Source organism: Rhizobium sp. RU36D (assembly GCF_900176345.1).
Taxonomy (GTDB): domain Bacteria; phylum Pseudomonadota; class Alphaproteobacteria; order Rhizobiales; family Rhizobiaceae; genus Allorhizobium.
The window spans coordinates 1-1,269 of record NZ_FWXU01000074.1 but is presented as its reverse complement, the minus strand read 5'-3'; the positions used below and the strand labels follow the sequence as shown (position 1 = coordinate 1,269).

At 58.6% G+C, this 1,269-nt stretch carries 1 pseudogene; it reads left to right on the top strand.

Annotated features, from left to right (window positions below):
• The first annotated feature begins 62 nt into the window (after window positions 1-62).
• Window positions 63-1,251, top strand: a pseudogene (locus B9A97_RS29210) (IS3 family transposase).
• Window positions 1,252-1,269 lie beyond the last annotated feature (18 nt).

Here is a 1,269-nt window from a genome sequence, read left to right as displayed (position 1 = left end):
TGACCTGCCACTGAGAATTTCCTCCAGAATTGATTAGAGTCCGGCCCATTTAGTACGGACGAATGAAGAAGCAGAGATTTACGGAAGAGCAGATTATCGGGGTGCTGCGTGAGCAGGAAGCTTGCGCGAAGGCTGCCGACCTGTGCCGCAAGCACGGGATTTCTGCGGCCACATTTTACAACTGGAAGGGTAAATACGGCGGCATGGATGTCTCCGAGGCAAAGCGGCTGAAGGCACTTGAAGAGGAGAACGCGAAGCTGAAGAAGCTGCTCGCCGAGCAGATGCTGGATGTGGCGGCACTCCGTGAGCTTCTCTCAAAAAAATGGTAGGGCCTGCCGCCAAGCGTGACGCCGTTGCGCATCTGAAGGCCTTTATGGGCCTCTCGGAGCGTCGGGCCTGCCAGATCATTTCCGCCGACCGCAAGATGATCCGCTATCGGTCCTGCCGACCGCCGGAGGTCGAGTTGCGAATGAAGCAGCGCGACCTCGCCAACCAGCGACGGCGTTTCGGATATCGACGGCTGTTCATCGTGCTCAGACGGGAGGGAGAACGATCCGGCGTCAACCGCATCTACCGGCTCTATCGCGAGGAAGGGCTATCCGTTCGCAAACGCAAAGCGCGACGACGTGCCGCCGGCACGCGTGCGCCGATCCTCGTTGAAGCAAAGGCCAATGCCCGCTGGTCGCTGGATTTCGTCCACGATCAATTTGCGTGCGGCAGGCGTTTCCGCATCCTCAATGTGGTCGACGACGTCACGCGCGAATGCCTGGCGGCGATCCCGGACACATCGATATCAGGTCGTCGTGTCGCGCGAGAGCTGACGACGCTTATCGAGCGACGGGGTAAGCCCGGCATGATTGTCTCCGACAACGGGACCGAACTGAGCTCGAATGCCATCCTTGCATGGTCGAAGGATCACAAGGTCGAATGGAACTACATCGCACCGGGCAAGCCTATGCAGAACGGCTATGTCGAGAGTTTCAACGGCCGCATGCGCGATGAGTTGCTCAACGAAAGCCTGTTCTTCCGTCTTGATCATGCCCGCAGCGCGATTGCTGAATGGGCCGACGATTACAATAATTTTCGGCCACACTCATCGCTCGGATACCAGACCCCGGCGATTATGCCGGGATCATCGCCGCAACCGGCTCCAACGCTACGCAATGTGGAAGCTTCCCGTTTCCACCGGTTGCTCCCACCGCGCCACTTGGCGTATCAAAAACCGCCGAGGCTCTAATCGCTGCCGGATGAAAGTTCAGTGGCAGGTCA